The sequence below is a fragment of the Blautia argi genome (genome assembly GCF_003287895.1).
In the GTDB taxonomy this organism is placed as follows: domain Bacteria; phylum Bacillota; class Clostridia; order Lachnospirales; family Lachnospiraceae; genus Blautia; species Blautia argi.
Window position 1 is genome coordinate 2,215,937 of sequence record NZ_CP030280.1, and the last position, 17,947, is coordinate 2,233,883.

The window sequence follows — 17,947 nt, forward strand, 5'->3', positions numbered from 1 at the left end:
CAGAAAATCAAGGAAAGAACATAGATAGAAAGGATTTACCTTATGCGAATTTTATTAATTGAAGACGATGTTTCTCTTTGCAGGGCTCTTCTCATTCATCTAAGCAGTGAAGGATATGAAACAGATATCTGTCACAATGGTACAGACGGGCTGTCCTATGCTCTGCAAAATGCCTATGATGTGATTATTTTAGACCGTATGCTTCCGGAATTGGACGGACTGACTCTTTTATCTGCTGTCCGTAAAAAGAATATATCCACGCCTGTCATTATGGCAACTGCCATGGATTCTCTTCAGGATAAAATAAGCGGACTGGACTGCGGAGCAGATGACTATATTACCAAACCTTTTGATACACAGGAGCTTCTCGCCCGTATTCGCGCCCTGACCAGACGTCCTGCAAAATTGAAGACTTCCCCTTTACTTTTTTGCGGAGATTTATCTTTTGACCCGGAAAAACTGGAACTATCTGCACACGGAAAAACCCTTTCTCTCTCAAAGAAAGAATCCGGTCTTATGGAATATCTGCTGAAAAACAAGGAACAGCACCTGCGCCGAGGCCTGATACTATCCTATGTATGGGGCGCTGACGCTGAAGTGGAAGAAGGAAATCTGGATAATTATATCTACTTTCTAAGACGGCGGCTACGTACCTTAAAAAGTCAGGTGCAGATTAAAACCATTCACGGCGTAGGCTATTGTCTAACAAATGCCCAGGAGGAAATCTGATGTTTCAAACTCTTCAGAAAAAGCTGACCTTTTTATATACTCTGACTACGGGAACCATTCTCACCGTAATTTTAATTATCTGTTTTTTCTATATGAAAAGTTCCGTGGAAGCCCGGTACAAGGCGCAGTTTTCCAGTATTTTCCTGACGATTTCCAATCGTTTTCAGACAGAAGCCTTTTTTACAGATTCCTGGCTCTCCCAAATGGAACTGGATAATCAACTGGTGATTCACATTGAGGAAAACAAACAGCCCCTGTTTTTTCAAGGCGCTTTCCAGACGAAAACTGACCGCAGCCTTCTTTTAAAGAAGGCTTATAAAAAAGCAAAAGAAGACGGTGCCACGCCTCAGGCGGCTGCTCTTTCCTCTCCCCTGCAATCCTCTGTTTTTACTCTAAAAGGAACGGAAAAGGACACTTATCTGGGCATGTATCTGGTAGAATCCACTTTTTCCGGATACAAATCTCTTCTTGTTTTGCAGGACATCAGTTCTTTTTCCAAACAGCTTCTGTGGCAGGGAATCTTCTTCCTGCTGACCGGTCTTGCCGGCATTTTTCTTCTGTATCTTGCAAGCTGGCACACGGTCGGAAAAACCCTGCTCCCTTTAAAAGAGAATCAGAAAAAGCAGGCAGAATTCATTGCCGCTGCCTCCCATGAACTCCGTTCTCCCCTGGCAGTTATTCAGGCAAGCGCCTCTGCGGTACGAACCTCTCCTCAAAACACAGACCAGATGCTTTTTACCATTGAGAAGGAATGTACCCGTATGGGAAATCTGATTAAGGATTTGCTGGTCCTGGCAGCCTCTGATTCCAGAAAATGGCAGCTTACCCTTGGCGCGTATGACAGTGATACCCTGCTTTTGGACGTATATGAAACCTTTGAGCCCATATGCCTCCACAAAAAGATTACCCTGCACCTGACACTGCCGGATATAGAACTTCCCCGGGTATACTGTGATAAAAACCGGGTAATTCAGATACTGACCATTCTTCTGGACAATGCCCTTACTTATACCAGCCCCGGTGGAAGGGTTGACCTGAAAATCTTTGCAAAAAAGAAAAAAATCTGCTATGTGGTAGCAGATCATGGAAAAGGGATTCCTGATGAGGAAAAAGAACGAATTTTTGAACGCTTTTACCAAAGCGACAAATCACGGAAAGAAAAAGAACATTTCGGGCTGGGGCTTTCCATTGCCAGGGAACTGACGGAACTGCAAAAGGGAAAGCTGACCCTGACAGATACCCAGGGCGGAGGCTGTACCTTTACGCTGACTTTATCTGCCGCTGAAGAAAACCATACCTCTTCCCACCCCTGATTGCTGCAAAAAAATCAGCCGTACAAACTACACAGCCATTTTCTGACTGCTACAGCTTGTACGGCGTTCACTTTTATACGCTGATTTCAAGAAAAAACTCCATATTCCTTTTTCTATTCTGTATCTGCTTCCCCTTCACTAAGCAACTGTATCTCATACACCTGATTGATTTTTGCCGGATAAGACTCCAGGATTATGCCGTCATAAAGAATTTTCACACAATCCCCTTCTTTTAAATCAGGAACCTTTTGGGAATCTTTCACCTGTGTACTGACTGTAATTTTATCTGCAGAAAGGCTCTCCTCTTCCAATGGCTCTATTAGAATGTATTGCTCTTTTACTTCTAACACCTGCCCTTTCAGGCTGACCCTCCTCTGCTCTTTCCTGTCACAACCGGAAAGCATCAATATAAAAATCACCAGAATTACAATAAACGACCTGAAATATCTCAACAAATTATGTGCTTTCGTTTCTTTATTCATTCCCTTCCCTCCATTCTGGTGAAATTAATAATTTCAATCACTTCATCTTTGAGGGATTCCTCCCAGCAGGAAAAAGCAACTTTATCCATGCAGTTCCAGCGGCTGCCCGTCCGGATCAAAGAAAAAGGTCATTTTTTCTCCCGTAAATTCATCTGTCCGTATAGGCTCTGTTTCCACACCCAATGCCTGCAGCTCCTTTGCCGTTTTCTCCACATCTTCTACTTTAAACGCCAGATGCCGCAGTCCATTTGCTTCCGGGTAACTGGGTCTTTTGGGACGTCCCGGAATGATAAACAATTCCAGTTCCACATTTCCCTGCCGCAGGTCAATTTTGTAGTCCTTCCTCTCCTCTCTGTAATTTTCCCGAATCACCTCAAATCCTAAAATCTCCACATAAAAATTTTTAGACTTCTCGTAATCACTTCCAATAATGGCAATATGATGTATGGTATCCAGCTTCATCATTTCCTCCTCTTACTCGCTCTGCTGTTATCTTGTTTCCCCCACCTCTATTAATGTTCCGTCTGGGTCATAAAAACGTATCACTTTCCGTTCCCAGGCATTGCAGGTCAAGGGTGTCACATATTTTACAGGCTCTTCATAGTTATTTAGTTTTTCTGCAAATGCTTCTATATTTCTTTCCTCAAAATACAATTCTGTGCTGTGACTCTTTGGACACACCGTTTTTTGAATGGTTGCTTCCCAGAGCTTTTTCTCCTGAAGCACCAGTCCTTCTGTTAAAATCACATTTTCTCCGCTGTCCAGAAGAACTTCCAGTCCAAATAAATCATGGTAAAATTTTTTGGACTTTTCTATATCTGTTACCACAATCAACACATTTTTTAGCTTCACGTTTCCTCACCCCATAAAAAGCTTTTTTATTTGTCTTATAAAAATCATACCATAGGTTTTTCCCCAATAGAAGAAAAATTTGTGTTTTTCATCTGGAGATTTTATATAGAATTCCTCTGCTTCACTCTGAAATTTGCCTGATATGGCATTGATAAGTTACGACTTGATAATAGACTCTGCTTTACACAGAAAAGACAAGATATCCCTATATTCTGAAGATATCAATTTTCGGTTTCTTTATATTTATTCATCTCTTCTTCAGAAATATCACATAACTCCATGATTTTTTCCTCACTCAGACCTTTTTTACGCATGGCGGTTACCATTTTTATAATACCTTTTTCCATGCCTTCTTTAATGCCTTCCTTTATCCCTTCGTTCCTTTCATCTCTCAGCATTTCTTCCAAAATCATAAAGCGTTCCTCCATTTCCCGGTTTCCTTTGATATCCCGGATAAAGTTCTGAAGCTGCCTTACATAAGGGTCATGAAAATCCTCCTGGCTCTGTTTTAAATCTGCTTTCACAAATTTCAAAAACGCTGCCAGTTCTCTGGATACTTCCTTTTCATTTTCTCCACAGGTACTTAGAAATACAAGTGTTCTGCCGTCCTTCAGTTTCGCAGTTTCGCTTTCTTTGCATTCTGCCTGAAAGGTATAGCGATATTTCTTTTCTCCAAACGGGTCAAAATCGCAAATAAAAATCACATAGGTATCCGGCAGTTCTTCGTAACTCTGCCCTGCAAGAAGCAACTCCATATCCATCTGGCTTTGATAATAACGGCTGCGTTTTCCAAGCTCCGGCTTTTTCACCACCTGCATTTCTACATTATAGCAGGTATTGTTTTCATCTCTGGTATACACATCTAAACGAACCCCCTTATACTCAGGGTGGTAAACCATACTTTTTTCCCGACTGACCTCCACATGGTCAATCTCCATATCCAATACCCGCTCCAGCAGTCCCCTGCAGTTTTCCGGATTTATCATGACTGCACCAAACATAAAATTATTCTTAATTGTAAGGTCGCTTAAACATTTTTTCTGCATATATCCTCCACTTTGCAGAGGAATTCTATATCAAAATTATAGCATGAGAATGGAAAAAGACAAGACAAAAAAGAGCAGTCCTCTGTATTTTTTCAACAGAAGCACTGCTCCCTTTCCTCTCAGCTTTCAGGAAAGCCGATTTTTAAAGTCCTCATATCCAAAGCTTTTTACCAGCTTCATTTCTCCATCTTGGCTTCTCCAGACAATATCCGGCAAAGCCATGCCATTAAATGTATTGGTCTTTACCATGGTGTAAAGCGCCATATCCTCCAATACCACTAAATCCCCTTCTTTCAGAGGCGCATCAAAGGAATAATCTCCAATAACGTCACCTGCAAGACAGGTAGGTCCTGCCAGTCTTACGGTATATGCCTTTTCCCCCGGAAGTCCGCTGTCCTTTACAGGAGGGCGATAAGGCATTTCCAATACGTCCGGCATATGACAAGCTGCAGAAGTATCTAAAAGCGCAATATCCATACCATTATGCACCACCTCCAGAACCTCTGATACCAGAAATCCCGCCTGTAAAACCACTGCTTCTCCGGGTTCCAGATACACTTCTACCTTATAGGTTTCTCTCAGATGCTTTACCATACGAATCAGAGCGTCTGTATCATAATCCTCTCTTGTAATATGATGCCCGCCTCCCAGATTCAGCCATTTCATACCATACAGATATTTTCCGAACTTTTCTTCTACGGCTTTCAGGGTAATCTCCAGAGCATCTGCTCCCTGTTCACACAGCGTATGAAAATGCAATCCGTCCAAAAGAGGAAGCAATTCCTCGTCAAAATTTTCCAGCGTTGTTCCCAGTCTGGAAAAAGGAGCGCAGGGGTCATAGATATCATGACCCTCCTGTGTAGAACACTGGGGATTAATCCGCAGCCCTACAGCTTTTCCGGCTTCTTTTGCCCTTTTTGCATATCTTCGCACCTGGTTTGGAGAATTAAATACCATGTGGTCTGCATACTGCAAAAGTTCTTCAAATTCCTCTTCTCTGTAAGCAGGGGAAAACACATGTGTTTCCCCGCCAAACTCTTCTTTTCCCAGTCTTGCCTCATACAACCCGCTGGCTGTGGTTCCTGCCAGATAATTTCTCAAAAGGGAATAGGTATAAAACATGGAAAATGCCTTCTGTGCCAGAAGAATTTTACACCCGGCTGCTTCAGACACCTGCTTTAACCGCTCCAGATTCTTTACCAGCCTTTTTTCATCTACCAGAAAATATGGTGTGGAAAAGGATTTTTTCTCCGCCCCTGCCATTAGTCCACCAATACCGGATTACGGTCTTCCTGCCATGGAAGTCCCCAGGTATTTAATGCTTCCATGAATGGATCCGGATCAAACTCTTCAATGTTGTGTACACCCGGCTTGTTCCACATTCCTGTCATCACCATCATGGCGCCAATCATTGCAGGTACACCTGTAGTATAGGCAACTGCCTGAGAGCCGGTTTCCTTATAAGCTTCTTCATGGTCACAGATATTATACAGATAATATGTTTTTTCTTTTCCGTCCTTTTTGCCGCGAAAAATGCAGCCAATGTTTGTCTTTCCCTTTGTACGCGGTCCCAAAGATGCCGGATCCGGAAGCACGGCTTTTAAAAACTGCAGAGGCACAATTTCCTTTCCTTCAAACATAATCGGTTCAATAGAAGTCATACCCACATTTTCCAGACATTTTAAATGTGTCAGATAGCTCTGTCCAAAGGTCATAAAGAAACGGATTCTTTTAATTCCCGGAATATTCAGTGCAAGACTTTCAATTTCTTCATGGTGAAGCAGGTACATATCCTTTTCCCCTACTTCTTTGAAGTTATATTCCTTCTTAATTTCCATAGGCTCTGTTTCTACCCAATGACCCTCTTCCCAGTAAGAACCTTTTGCAGAAACCTCACGGATATTGATTTCCGGGTTAAAATTCGTCGCAAACGGATAGCCGTGGTCACCGCCGTTGCAGTCCAGGATATCAATATAATTGATTTCGTCAAACTCATGCTTCAGGGCATAGGCGCTGAATACGCCGGTAACCCCCGGGTCAAAGCCGCTTCCCAAAAGCGCTGTGATTCCTGCCTTTTCAAAACGTTCTCTGTAAGCCCACTGCCAGCTGTATTCAAATTTTGCGGTATCCTCAGGCTCATAATTTGCCGTATCTACATAGTGGGTTTTCGTTGCCAGACAGGCGTCCATGATGGTCAAATCCTGATACGGAAGCGCCAGGTTTAAAACTACATCTGGTTTTTCCTTTTCGATCAGAGCAATCAGCTCGTCCACATGGTCTGCATCAACCTGCGCGGTTGTGATTTTTGTCTTTGTTGTTCCCTCCAGCTTTGCCTTTAACGCTTCACATTTAGATACGGTACGGCTTGCAATACAGATTTCCTCAAATACCTCGCTGTTCTGACAGCATTTGTGAATTGCCACAGAAGCAACGCCTCCACACCCAATAATCAACGCTTTTCCCATAATAACTTCCTCCTGTTTTTCATTTTATGGATTTATTTTCAATTTTTTATGCCTTTTTTGTAAGAGCCAGCAACATCTCCCGGATAATTTTTCCTGCTGCTGCGGTAGATGCTCCGCTGGCATCATAATGAGGGCTTAATTCATTCACATCACAGCCCACAACCCGGGCTTTTTCACATACCAGAGTTGCTGCCCGGCGAAGCTCATCAAAGCTGACGCCTCCCGGCTCCGGTGTACCGGTTCCCGGAAATACGGATGGATCCATAACGTCCAAATCCACGGTAAAGTAAACCGGTTTTCCCTTCAGGGAATCTAAGGTCTTTTCCAGACCTTCAAAATCAAACCTGTGCATGCAGGTATGTTTCTTTGCCCAGTAAAATTCTTCCTGTTCTCCGGAACGGATACCAAACTGGTGTATTCTGCCATCTCCAATCAAATCCCAGCAGCGGCGCAGCACACAGGCATGAGATAATTTCTCACCCAGATAATCCTCCCGCAAATCTGCATGGGCATCAAAATGTATGATGCAAATCTCCGGATATTTCTCCTGTACGGCTTCAAAGGCACCCAGGGTAACCAGATGCTCACCGCCAATCATAAAGGGCAGCTTCTGATCCTGCAAAATCTCCTGGGTTCTCTGGCGAATTTCTCCCAGCACTGCCCTGGTATTTCCAAAGCAAAGTTCCAAATCTCCGCTATCCATAACCAAACTGTCAATTAAATCACAATCCTGATACGGACTGTAACTCTCCAGTCCGAAAGATTCATGGCGAACGGCGCTGCTGCCAAATCGCGTCCCCGGACGGAAGGAGGTGGTAGAGTCAAAAGGCGCTCCGAAAAGGATTACCTCTGCCTCTTCATAATTCTTATCGCACTCCAGAAAGGTTTCAACATTCTTTTTCAACATTTTTTAAAAGTTCCTCCACATATGCGGGCAGATAAAACGCCCCTTTATGCAACGTTGTCGTATAGTAACGGGTCTGAATACCTCTGTCATTCCACTCCTTTTCCCGCAGATTTTTCAGCGGGTGGTACTTCTTAGACGCAAATCCGAAAAGCCAGTGTCCTGAAGGATAAGTTGGAATATGCGCCTGATACACACGGCTGATTGGAAAAGTTTCCGTAATATTGCGGTGTGCTCTCTGGCAGGCTCTGGCGTCCTCTTCATAAAAAGGACTTTCATGCTGATTCACCATAATGCCGTCTTCCTTTAAAGCCTTATAGCAGTTCCCGTAAAATTCTCTGGTAAAAAGGCCTTCTCCCGGTCCAAAGGGGTCTGTAGAATCCACAATAATCAAATCATATTCATTTTTGCATCTGCGGATATATTTCAGGCCGTCCTCAAAATGAATGTGTACTCTCTTATCATCCAGACAGCAGGCTGTCTTTGGAAGATATTTGCGGCACACCTCCACCACCATATCGTCAATCTCCACCAAATCCATGTGCCGGATTTCCGGATACTGCACCAGTTCTCGGATTACACCTCCGTCCCCGGCTCCGATAATCAGCACCTTTTCCACATGGGGGTGTACTGCCATAGGAATGTGAGTAATCATTTCATGGTAAATAAATTCGTCCTTTTCGGTCAGCATCATATAGCCGTCCAAAGTCAGAAATCTGCCGAATTCCGGGGACTCAAATACATCAATCCTCTGAAATTCACTTTCTTTGCTATAAATCTGTTTATCCACACGAATGGAAAATTTTACATCTTTTGTCTGTCTTTCTGAAAACCAGAACTCCATCTCAGCCTTCCACTCCTTTCAACACATTCAAATACCGGATTTTCTCGTCCTCAGGTCCGGTAAGCGTACAGCCTTTTTCCTTTGCGTATACAATATGTTCTACAATGGGCTGTGTCACCTGCTCTCCCGGCGCCAGAAGGGGAATACCAGGCGGATAGCACATGACAAATTCGCTGCAGATGCGTCCCACACACTCCTTTAAAGACAGAGACTCCTTTGGCGCATAAAATGCCTCCTGGGGAGATACTGCCACATGCGGAGGAATATACTCCTGCTCCAGCAAGTCTACCTTTTCTTTTCCGAATCTCCGGGAAATTTCAGAAAGCGCAGATACCAGGCGTTCAATGTCCCGCTTTCTGTCCCCAATAGAAAGATAAGCCAGCACATTACCGAAATCTCCGAATTCTATCTGAATGTCATATTCGTCCCGAAGCAAATCATAGACCTCAATGCCAGCCAGACCAACCTCCAGAGTATGCACAGACAATTTTGTCACGTCAAAATCAAAAACACTGTCCCCGTTTATCAATTCTCTGGAAAAGGCATAAAAGCCCGGAATCTCATTGATTTCGCTTCTGGCATATTCTGCCAGTTCCATAACCTTTTCAAAGGTTTCCTTTCCTCTGAGCGCCAGATTTCTCCTGGAAATATCCAGACTGGACATCAAAAGATAAGAACCGCTGGTGGTCTGGGTCAGATTAATAATCTGCCGCACGTGCCCGGTCGAAATCCCCGGTCCTGTAAGCAAAAGAGAACTCTGGGTCAGACTTCCCCCAGATTTGTGCATGGAAACTGCAGCCATATCTGCCCCTGCTTCCATGGCAGAAACAGGTAGCTTGTCCGAAAAATAAAAATGGGTGCCGTGCGCCTCGTCTGCCAGACAGTACATGCCATGCTCATGTGCCAGCTTTACAATGGAACGGATATCCGAGCAGATGCCGTAATAAGTGGGATTGTTCACCAGCACGGCTTTTGCGTCCGGATTTTCCTCTATGGCGCGTTTTACGTCCTCCACGGACATACCAAGAGGAATCCCCAATCTCTGGCTGCACTGAGGATTGACATACACCGGAACAGCGCCGCACAAAACCATAGCGCCGATAACGCTTCTGTGCACATTCCTGGGCAGAATAATTTTCTCTCCCCGCTTTGCCACAGAGAGAATCATACTCTGTACAGAAGAAGTCGTACCTCCCACCATAAGAAAAGCATGGGCTGCGCCAAAAGCTTCTGCCGCCAGTTCCTCCGCCTCTTTGATAACTGAAACCGGGTGACAGAGGTTATCCAGCGGCTTCATAGAATTTACGTCCATATTCATGCACTGTTCTCCCAGAAGCCGTGTAAGCTCCGGATTCCCCCTGCCTCTTTTGTGTCCCGGCACATCAAAAGGCACGACCCTCATTTTTCTTAAATTTTCCAACGCCTCATAAATAGGGGCATTTTCCTGAGATAACTCTCCCATTTTCTCATCTCCCCTGTCAGTAAATATTTCTTCCGCTGAAGACTTCTATCATTTCCCGCCGCAGACTGTTCATAATATCCAGCCGCTTTTTAGGCGGAAGCTCGTAAATATCTGTGTTAAAAAGATAGTTCTGCAAATCAATTTCCTTTAACATCATCTTGGTATGGAAAAGATTTGCCTCATATACATTAATATCCACAGCATCATACCGCTCCAGAGTTTCCTGTGCAATATAATCCTGAATGGACGTAATTTTATGATCCATAAACAGCTTTCTGCCGTTTACACTTCTGGTAAATCCTCTGACACGGTAATCCATGGTAATAATATCAGAATCAAAGGAGCCTATCAGATAATCCAGTGTGGAAAGAGGGGTAATTTCCCCGCAGGTTGCCACATCAATGTCTACCCGAAAGGTAGCAAGACAGGTTTCCGGGTGATACTCCGGATAAGTATGCACCGTCACATGACTTTTGTCCAGATGCGCCACCTGTGTGCTTCCCGCCGGAATCATGGATCCTTCTGCAATGAGCAGAGTTACAGACGCTCCCTGAGGCTCGTAATCCTGCTGAGAAATATGCAGCACCTGAGCGCCTATCATATCTGTCAGATTTGTTAAAATCCCGGTCAGTCTTTCCGAATTATACTGCTCATCAATATAGGCTATATAATCCTTCTGCTCTCTGGCTGTCTTTGCATAGCAGACATCGTAAATATTAAAGCTCAGGGCCTTTGTCAAATTATTAAATCCATACAATTTCATTTTCTCGCCCACAATGGATAGCTCCTTTTTCTTCGTAAAATATAAAAACCGCAAATGATGTATCCTTCCACACATCACCTGCGGCTAAAACTTTTCCTGTTCATGTCTTTAAATTCTGTACAGACACAGAAAAACAAAGACTGTTTATGGAAGTACTCAAGTTCAGAGTCTATATAGCAAATATCTTACTTTTACTACTCTTATTGACCGTTTCACAAGTTGATGTGCATGGATACGCACCGGTTGTAAAGTTACCAACTTATAAAATTTGAGTTTCTAACTCAATCAATAAGGCAACCTTTGTTGCCAGTCGGCAGTTGACCCGGCTGTCCGTATGGCCTTAATCCTTTTAGGAGGGTCATATAAATATTTGCATGGAATCTGTCGAACTTTGTATCCCATAGCATTTTTACTATATCCAATTTTGCTCTTTTTGTCAATTCCTTTTATAAAACTACAATCACACCCCCGTCATTGGCATACATGGTGCTGACTCCTGCTGTGTCCAGAATCACCACATCCTTCACAGAGATTCTCTCCAAAATGGCTTCCTTTACAATCTCTGCTCTTGCATTGCAGTTACAGTGGCTGATAGCCAGAACCTTATCTTCACTGCCCACTGCCTTCTCTGCAACATAATCTACCATTTTCATCAGAGCCTTGTTAATTCCCCTTGCCTGGTCTAGCTGCACAATGGTTCCTTCCGGTGTAGAACCCATAACCGGCTTAATCTTAAGGGCTGACGCAACAAAGGCCTTCAGATTGCTGAGTCTTCCGTTTTTGCGGAGTGTTTCCAGATTTTCCAAAACAAAATAGGTGTTCTGGGACTCAATGTAAGCTTCTACTGCTTCAATCACCTGTTCAAAATCCATGCCCTGTTCCTCACATTCCCGAATTTTCATGGCAATCAAAGTTTCTCCTACAGAAGCAGAGCGGGAATCAAAAACATGAACTTTCTGATCCGGCTTATTTTCCAGAAGCAGGTTTTTGCCAAGAACAGCACTGTTATACGATCCGCTTAAATTGGAAGACAAAGTCACTGCATAGACATGCTCTGCCTCGCAATCATAAGCCTGCATATATCTCTCCGGGGACGGGCAGGACGATTTCGGACTCTCCGGACTTGCTGCCACCTTTGCTAAAAAGGAACTCTGCTCAAAGGTTTCATCATCTACAATATCTTCTCCCTCCACGGTTAAAGTAAGGGGAATACTTTCTATTTTTTCATCTGCTTTCCAGCTTTCAGGCAGTTCGCCGCAGCTATCTATTACTATTTTATAACTCATTTTCAACAACCTCTTTATGTAGTTTTTAATACCATGTCTTATAATAACACAAAGCCGCCTGTTTGAAAAGGCTTTTTCCCGGAAAACTCTAGGATTTTTTCTGATTTTCGTTTATACTGGTCTTATCTGTATTTTGATACAGGAATTTTACAGAAAAGAGGATTCTTATTATGATTGCTCTGCGTATTTTAGATTTAAAGGATTTTATGTCCAGACTTCTAATCGGCAGTACCTTTGACAATTTCTGGCTGTGTGAGGCAGATATCACCACTTTTGTAACCTTTACCATTGACGGTTCTTTACATACAGATTTCTACGATACCCAGGAAACCGAAACGCTTCTGGCACAGAAGCAGAACTATGCTCTCTGGAGGGATATCAAGCCCTTTTGTTTTTCCATGATGAAAGGGAAAAAAACACCCCTGCACTTTAAAATTGTATTCCGTCTTTCCGAAAAAAATACAGAAAAACTGCTTCAGGGAAATACCCTTTCTTTTTCCTGTCAGGACATTTTCGGTCTGTTTCTGAACTTTCAGTATGATGGCAAAACCCTGACCTGTACCACAGGTACTTCCCTGAAAACCTTTACCCTGGATAAATCTCTGGATCAGATATGGGACGATATGGTTCAGAAATTTTTCAGACAACAGCAGATTCCCTGCGAAAAATTATAGTCTTTCATACAAAACGGAGGTAATTCATTATGATTCAGGACTTAGGTTCTTCTTCCTTTCACAACGAGTATATGCATATTCTGCCTCAAAAAGAAGATTTTATACTGGCATTCCAAAACCGGGAAATCCTTTCTTTTGTAAAACAGGGACAGCTTTTTCTCCCTGTACTGGCTGATTTTCCCGAAACAGCAGATATCTGTTCTGAAAACTGTATCTATCTTTTTTCCATTAACGAGCAGAAATACTTTCTTCTTCCTGACGCCCCGGAAGCTTTTTCCGATTTTACTTATCAGGATATTTCCGTATTTCGCAGCATGCAACCAAAAGAAGTCTGTTTTGGACTTGTCACAGGCTTTCATCTTAGCAACTGGTATAAAAGCCGCCGTTTCTGCGGCGTCTGTGGAAAAAAGCTTGTCCATGATACAAAAGAACGCATGATGTACTGCCCGGATTGTAAGACCACAGAATATCCCAAAATTTCTCCCGCAGTCATTGTAGCTGTAACAAATGGAAACAAGCTGCTTTTGTCAAAATATGCAAACGGAAACAACAAACGATACGCCCTCATTGCCGGATTTACAGAAATCGGGGAAACCCTGGAAGAAACGGTACAAAGAGAGGTGATGGAAGAGGTTGGCTTAAAGGTAACAAATATCCGCTATTACAAAAGCCAGCCCTGGGGGCTTTCCGGCAGCCTTTTAGCCGGATTTGTATGTGATTTGGACGGAGAGGATACCATTACTCTGGACAAAAACGAACTGTCCGTGGCCCAGTGGTTTGAACGGGAAGAAATCCCATATGAGGATTATGACGTAAGTCTTACGCGGGAAATGATGATACAATTTAAAAAGGGGCTGCTCTAAGCAGCCCCAAAATCTGTTATTTTGCCAACAGCAGCATAATTTCATTGCTTCTTGCTACAAATTTTGTCATTTCTTCTGGTGTAAGCTGTCTATGGCTGATTAACGCCAGGTCATAAAGCTGTTCGCACAGAAGCTGTGTCTGTTCTCCCTCTTTATGTTCCAGCACATACTGTACCAGCTTGTTGTTTGCATTTAATACCAGGGTTTCCTGTCCGCCGAACATGGACGGATCCATGCCGTACATATTATACATTTTCATCATTTCCTGCATACGACGGTTTTCCTCAGAAATGGTCATCATGGAAGAAACCTTCTCGTTTTTCAGGCTTTCCACTTTCACAGTAAGATTGTCTTTTTTCAGCGCTTTCTTGAACACCTCAGACAATTCTTTTGTTTCTTCCTCCAGATTTTTGCCGTCCTCTTTTACAGCTTCGGTTACATCTGCATCAATACGAAGGAATCTGACATTTTCCTTTACCTGCTCTACATGTGAGATAAAAGCAGAATCAATATTATGCTTCAGAATTACAGCGTCCTGTCCCTGTTCTTTAAACATATTGATGTACTGGCTCTGCTGTACCTCGTCTGTTACATAATAAATATTGGTTTTCTCCGGTTCCTTCTTTGCCTCTTCTTTGGCTTCCTCCAGAACCTCTTCCTTCTGCTCTTCTGTCACGACTTCCTGCTCTGCATCTGTATCGGGTGTTTCTTTTGTGTTTTCTTTGATGCAGTCTTCCAGTGTCAGGTATTTTCCGTCAATGTTCTTGTAAAGAATGTGATCCATCATTCTTTCAGAGAATTTCATGTCCTTTAAGCAGCCGAATTTAATAAACGGATTGATATCGTCCCAGTATTTCTCGTAATTTTCTCTGTCTGTCTTGCACATACCAGTCAGCTTGTCCGCTACCTTTTTGCTGATATAATCAGAAATTTTCTTTACAAAGCCGTCATTCTGAAGCGCACTTCTGGATACATTCAGCGGTAAATCCGGGCAATCGATAACACCCTTTAAGAGCATCAGGAACTCAGGAATAACCTCTTTAATGTTGTCTGCAATAAAGACCTGATTGTTGTACAGCTTAATGGTTCCCTCAATGGATTCGTATTCCATATTGATTTTCGGGAAGTACAAAATACCTTTTAAGTTAAACGGATAATCCATGTTCAGATGAATCCAGAACAGAGGCTCTTTGTAATCCATAAATACCTTGCGGTAAAATGCCTTGTAATCCTCGTCTGTACACTCATTTGGGTGTTTTGTCCATAAAGGATTTGTATCGCTTAAAGAAACCGGACGTTTATGGATTTTCACCATTTCTCTTGCAGGAGAAATTTCCACAACTTCTTTTTCTCCGTTTTCGTTTTCTTTCTCCTCTGTCTTGGCGTCCTCGTGGATATGCTCAACCACAACATCGTCTTCTCTGACTTCAGATTCCTCTACGGTTTCGTATTCCTGAGGTGCGTTTGCCTTGGACAGGAAAATTTCTACCGGCATAAAGGAGCAGTATTTTTCAATGATTTCTCTTGCACGGTATTCATTGGCAAACTCCAGACTCTCCTCATTTAAGAACAGGGTAATCTCTGTACCAACCTCTGTCTTATTTCCTTCACCGATTTCATACTCTGTGCCGCCGTCACATGCCCAGTGTACGGCTGTGGCGCCGTCCTTGTAGGAAAGGGTATCAATATGCACTTCATCTGCCACCATAAATGCAGAATAAAAGCCTAAACCAAAGTGTCCGATAATCTGGTCTTCATTTGTCTTGTCCTTATATTTCTCTAAAAACTGAGTTGCGCCGGAAAAAGCAATCTGTGTAATATACTCTTCTACCTCGTCAGCCGTCATACCAAGACCGGTATCTATAAATTTCAGAGTTTTCTCTTCCGGATTTACAATTACCTGAATTTTATTTTTATGATTTTCCGGAAAGGTATATTCGCCCATAACCTCCAGCTTTTTCAGCTTTGTAATCGCATCACAGCCGTTGGAAATCAATTCACGGAAAAAGATGTCATGATCTGAATAAAGCCATTTTTTAATAATCGGAAAAATATTGTCACTGTTAATTGATAAAGTACCACGCTTGTTAGCCATGATAAATGCATCTCCTTTTTATCTGATCTGATTTAATCCCATATTAATACGCAAAAAGATAAAAGTCAAGAGAAAATTAGCACTCATTTTTAGTGAGTGCTAATAATTTATAATTTTTATACTTTTTTAATATTTTCTGTTTTCTGTGCCACCAGAAAAATATTCGGCGGATTTTTATGAAGATTTACAATTTCCAGAATCAAAAAGCCATGCTTCTGTATTCTGCGCATCAGGCCAATGGGAGTGTCAAACGCCACATAGGGCATGAGATGCAACTTGCTTTTCCAGAATTTTCTCACAGAATCTCTGGAAAGATTTCTGCCAAGACAATCTGTAGCAGAAATAAAAATCCCCCCCGGCTTTAAAAGCTTATAAATCCGCTCCAGCACCTCGTCCTGATTTTCCATGTAAAGCAGCACATTATAAGCTGTTACCACATCAAAGGCTTCTTTCGGAAAATCCATATCTAAAAGATTGCTGCAGTGAAACTGTATATTATCCTTTCCCAGGTTCTTTGCCTTTTCCTCTGCTTTTTGCAGCATTTCCTCTGAAATATCAAGAGCTGTAATCTCTTTTACATAATCTGCAAGCTGCATGGTGACAATGCCTGTTCCGCATCCGATTTCCAGCACCCGGTTCTCCCTGTCCAAAAAAGCCAAAGAGCGCTTTACTGTTTTTTTGTAGGCATTCTTATAGACATTTAAAACCTGTTTGTCAAACTCCCTGGAACGTCTGTCCCAAAAGTCAGAACCATCTTTTTGCTTCATACCGTCCACTCCCTTCCAATCATTTTAAAAACATACGCAAAAACTGTTTTTTTACTTTTGTATAGGGTTGATACCGCACAGGTAAATCCAGATAATTTCCCTTTTTCACTATACTTTTTCTGTGACTGAAGGTATCAAAACTCTTTTTTCCATGATAGCTTCCCATTCCGCTTGCTCCCACGCCGCCAAAGCCCATATACGGTGTTGCAAGATGAATAATGGTATCATTGATGCAGCCGCCGCCAAAAGAAAGATTTTTCAAAATTCTCTGTTCTGTTGCTTTATTTGTAGTAAAGAGATAAAGCGCCAGAGGTTTTTCCCTGCTGCTGATAAAGTCTTCCGCTTCCTCTATGGAAGCATAGGTCAGAACCGGAAGCACCGGACCGAAAATTTCCTCCTGCATCACAGGGGCGTCCGAAGAAACTTTCTCCAGTATGGTAGGGGCTATCTGCAGGCTCTCTTCCCTGCCATAGCCTCCTTCTGCAATTTTTTCTCCCTGCAAAAGGTCTAACACCCGGTCATAATGCTTTTTGTTTATCATTCTGGGATAATCAGGATTGTCCAGAGGGTTCTCTCCCAGCATCTGATGTATCCATGCTTTTACATACTTAAGAAACGGCTCCTTTACCGTTTCCTGTACCAGAAGATAATCCGGCGCCACACAGGTCTGACCGCTGTTTAAATATTTTCCGAACACCAGACGCTTTGCCGCCATTTTTAAATCCGCAGTTTCATCTACAATACAGGGACTTTTTCCTCCCAGCTCCAGTGTCACCGGAGTCAGATGCACGGCTGCCTTTTCAAGCACAAGCCGACCCACTGCCTTTCCTCCGGTAAAGAAAATATAGTCAAAGCGTTGCTCCAAGAGAAGGCTGTTTTCTTCTCTGCCTCCCTCTACCACTGCTACAAACTCCGGCGGAAAAAGAAAAGAAAGCAGCTCTTTGAGTACAGCCGATGTATGGGGTGCATAGGCTGAGGGCTTTACCACACAGCAGTTTCCTGCCGCAATGGCGCCAATCAGCGGCTCCATGCACAGCATAAAAGGATAATTCCAGGGGGACATAATCAGCACGACACCATATGGTTCTGTCACCTCAAAGCTCTTTGCCGGAAACTGGGCCAGAGGCGTAAAAACGGGACATGGCTTTGCCCAGTCTGAAACCTTTTTTTTCACATAGGACAATTCTGAAAGGGTCATTCCCACCTCTGTCATATAAGACTCAAATTCTGATTTTCCAAGGTCAGCCAAAAGCGCCTGATGAATCTTCTTTTCATAGGAATAAATTCCCTTCTCAAGCCTTTCCAGAGATTTTTTCCGAAAAGTCAGAGATTTGGTCACTCCCTTCTGAAAAAATGCTCTCTGCTTTTGTACCAGATAAGCCATCTCCATGCTCTGTACCCT

The 17,947-nt window shown here is 42.9% G+C and carries 18 protein-coding genes; 4 read left to right on the forward strand and 14 right to left on the reverse strand.

What is annotated here, in order from left to right:
• Positions 1 to 42 precede the first annotated feature (42 nt).
• Positions 43 to 729 carry a response regulator transcription factor gene (locus DQQ01_RS10785; RefSeq protein WP_111920045.1) on the forward strand — a complete coding sequence of 229 codons (687 nt, stop codon included), beginning with the start codon at positions 43 to 45 and terminating at the stop codon, positions 727 to 729.
• On the forward strand, positions 729 to 2,042 hold the full coding sequence (locus tag DQQ01_RS10790) for a sensor histidine kinase (protein WP_111920046.1): 1,314 nt from the start codon (positions 729 to 731) through the stop codon (positions 2,040 to 2,042). Before DQQ01_RS10785 ends, DQQ01_RS10790 begins: the two co-directional genes overlap by 1 nt.
• Before the next feature lie 113 nt (positions 2,043 to 2,155).
• On the opposite strand, the gene DQQ01_RS10795 is transcribed toward DQQ01_RS10790, so the two are convergent.
• The 11 genes from DQQ01_RS10795 to DQQ01_RS10845 form a co-directional block, all read right to left on the reverse strand.
• Positions 2,156 to 2,524 (reverse strand): DUF3221 domain-containing protein, encoded by a 369-nt coding sequence (locus DQQ01_RS10795; RefSeq protein WP_111920047.1) that lies wholly within the window; start codon positions 2,522 to 2,524, stop codon positions 2,156 to 2,158.
• Between the two features lie 81 nt (positions 2,525 to 2,605).
• The gene (gene gloA2, locus DQQ01_RS10800; RefSeq protein ID WP_111920048.1) at positions 2,606 to 2,986 is read right to left on the reverse strand and encodes an SMU1112c/YaeR family gloxylase I-like metalloprotein; all 381 of its coding nucleotides are present in this window, start codon (positions 2,984 to 2,986) and stop codon (positions 2,606 to 2,608) included.
• A gap of 27 nt (positions 2,987 to 3,013) precedes the next feature.
• Entirely contained in the window at positions 3,014 to 3,376 is a 363-nt protein-coding gene (locus DQQ01_RS10805; protein WP_111920049.1) for a VOC family protein, read from the reverse strand.
• Positions 3,377 to 3,597: 221 nt separating this feature from the next.
• Complete coding sequence (locus tag DQQ01_RS10810; protein ID WP_111920050.1) at positions 3,598 to 4,422, reverse strand: Rpn family recombination-promoting nuclease/putative transposase; 825 nt, start codon at positions 4,420 to 4,422, stop codon at positions 3,598 to 3,600.
• Between the two features lie 126 nt (positions 4,423 to 4,548).
• Positions 4,549 to 5,685 carry a carboxynorspermidine decarboxylase gene (gene nspC / locus DQQ01_RS10815; protein WP_111920051.1) on the reverse strand — a complete coding sequence of 379 codons (1,137 nt, stop codon included), beginning with the start codon at positions 5,683 to 5,685 and terminating at the stop codon, positions 4,549 to 4,551.
• Positions 5,685 to 6,887 carry a saccharopine dehydrogenase family protein gene (locus DQQ01_RS10820; protein WP_111920052.1) on the reverse strand — a complete coding sequence of 401 codons (1,203 nt, stop codon included), beginning with the start codon at positions 6,885 to 6,887 and terminating at the stop codon, positions 5,685 to 5,687. Before DQQ01_RS10820 ends, nspC begins: the two co-directional genes overlap by 1 nt.
• Positions 6,888 to 6,933: 46 nt before the next feature.
• A complete protein-coding gene (speB, locus tag DQQ01_RS10825) occupies positions 6,934 to 7,794 on the reverse strand; it encodes an agmatinase (RefSeq protein ID WP_111920053.1) in 861 nt (286 codons plus the stop codon).
• Positions 7,775 to 8,635 (reverse strand): polyamine aminopropyltransferase, encoded by an 861-nt coding sequence (gene speE / locus DQQ01_RS10830; protein WP_111920054.1) that lies wholly within the window; start codon positions 8,633 to 8,635, stop codon positions 7,775 to 7,777. The genes speB and speE overlap by 20 nt, the downstream gene beginning before the upstream one ends.
• A 1-nt stretch (position 8,636) precedes the next feature.
• Entirely contained in the window at positions 8,637 to 10,097 is a 1,461-nt protein-coding gene (locus DQQ01_RS10835; protein ID WP_111920055.1) for an aminotransferase class I/II-fold pyridoxal phosphate-dependent enzyme, read from the reverse strand.
• A gap of 16 nt (positions 10,098 to 10,113) precedes the next feature.
• Positions 10,114 to 10,872, reverse strand: a complete 759-nt coding sequence (gene speD / locus DQQ01_RS10840) for an adenosylmethionine decarboxylase (protein ID WP_111920907.1) — start codon at positions 10,870 to 10,872, stop codon at positions 10,114 to 10,116.
• A 434-nt stretch (positions 10,873 to 11,306) separates the two neighbouring features.
• The gene (locus tag DQQ01_RS10845) at positions 11,307 to 12,146 is read right to left on the reverse strand and encodes a DegV family protein (RefSeq protein ID WP_111920056.1); all 840 of its coding nucleotides are present in this window, start codon (positions 12,144 to 12,146) and stop codon (positions 11,307 to 11,309) included.
• A 170-nt stretch (positions 12,147 to 12,316) separates the two neighbouring features.
• On the opposite strand from DQQ01_RS10845, the gene DQQ01_RS10850 reads away from it, so the two are divergent.
• Positions 12,317 to 12,820, forward strand: a complete 504-nt coding sequence (locus DQQ01_RS10850) for a DUF5721 family protein (protein ID WP_111920057.1) — start codon at positions 12,317 to 12,319, stop codon at positions 12,818 to 12,820.
• A gap of 29 nt (positions 12,821 to 12,849) precedes the next feature.
• Complete coding sequence (nudC, locus tag DQQ01_RS10855; RefSeq protein ID WP_111920058.1) at positions 12,850 to 13,683, forward strand: NAD(+) diphosphatase; 834 nt, start codon at positions 12,850 to 12,852, stop codon at positions 13,681 to 13,683.
• Between the two features lie 16 nt (positions 13,684 to 13,699).
• Here nudC and htpG read toward each other — a convergent pair whose 3' ends face one another.
• From htpG to DQQ01_RS10870, 3 genes are all read right to left on the reverse strand, one after another.
• Entirely contained in the window at positions 13,700 to 15,778 is a 2,079-nt protein-coding gene (htpG, locus tag DQQ01_RS10860; protein WP_111920059.1) for a molecular chaperone HtpG, read from the reverse strand.
• 116 nt (positions 15,779 to 15,894) lie between these two features.
• A complete protein-coding gene (locus tag DQQ01_RS10865) occupies positions 15,895 to 16,545 on the reverse strand; it encodes a class I SAM-dependent methyltransferase (protein WP_111920060.1) in 651 nt (216 codons plus the stop codon).
• Between the two features lie 19 nt (positions 16,546 to 16,564).
• Entirely contained in the window at positions 16,565 to 17,935 is a 1,371-nt protein-coding gene (locus DQQ01_RS10870) for an aldehyde dehydrogenase (RefSeq protein WP_111920061.1), read from the reverse strand.
• Positions 17,936 to 17,947 lie beyond the last annotated feature (12 nt).